Genomic DNA, 740 nt, shown 5'->3' with positions numbered 1-740 from the left:
CCTCGGTGTTGACGGAGGTTGTATTGCCCGCCACGACGTTGCCAAAGTTAATGGCGGGCGTGGAGGTTATCCAGCAGGCTGCCGCCATCGCCTTCACGGACAGGACGAGCAGCAATAATAATGGCGCTCTTAATGACACAGTTGTTCTCCGATATTCTGTATTGATGACGCGGTACGCGGCGCCGGAAGCGTGACCCGGCACTCCCCCTCTCCGGTCTTCACCACCAGTTCACCCGGCAGGGGCGGATCTTCAAGCCAGATAAAGCCGTCGCGTCCTACGATGGTGGCACCCTGCGGCGTTGAAACTACGCTGCCCAGCGGGAGCGGCCTGCGGCGGCTGTCGACCAGCCGGGCCTGAACCGTGACGGCGTGATGGACGTTAAAATCGACTTTTACCGCGCTGCTGTTGCCCGGTCTGGCGTGCATGTCGGTGACGGGTGCGATCACGTCGGCAGGCAAATCGAGCGGGTTAATGCTGATTTTGCTGTTGTGGTAACGCGGCAGGTCGGTCAGCAGGAGATAACCGTTCTTATCCGTTTCACCGGCCGGGCGGTTTTCCAGCATCACCGGTACGTGCCCAATGCCGTGCGTGGACACCAGCGCCATGCCCTGCTGGATGTAGCGCAGCGCGTGCAGGCTGCCGTCCAGCAGCGTCAGGCTACCTTCGGTGCGTATTCCGCTCTGATCGATCATGTTTTCGCGTGGAACGTCGATCAGCGATTCGCAGCTGATCGATCATC

General features: G+C 60.4%; 1 protein-coding gene. It reads right to left on the bottom strand.

Annotated features, from left to right (window positions below):
* Positions 1-129: 129 nt before the first annotated feature.
* Positions 130-693, bottom strand: a complete 564-nt coding sequence (locus DEO48_RS22455; protein ID WP_258306146.1) for a FimD/PapC C-terminal domain-containing protein — start codon at positions 691-693, stop codon at positions 130-132.
* Positions 694-740 lie beyond the last annotated feature (47 nt).

This window comes from Enterobacter sp. CGMCC 5087, assembly GCF_003144775.1.
GTDB classification, from domain to species: domain Bacteria; phylum Pseudomonadota; class Gammaproteobacteria; order Enterobacterales; family Enterobacteriaceae; genus Enterobacter; species Enterobacter cloacae_M.
This window is presented reverse-complemented; position numbering and strand designations above follow the sequence as displayed.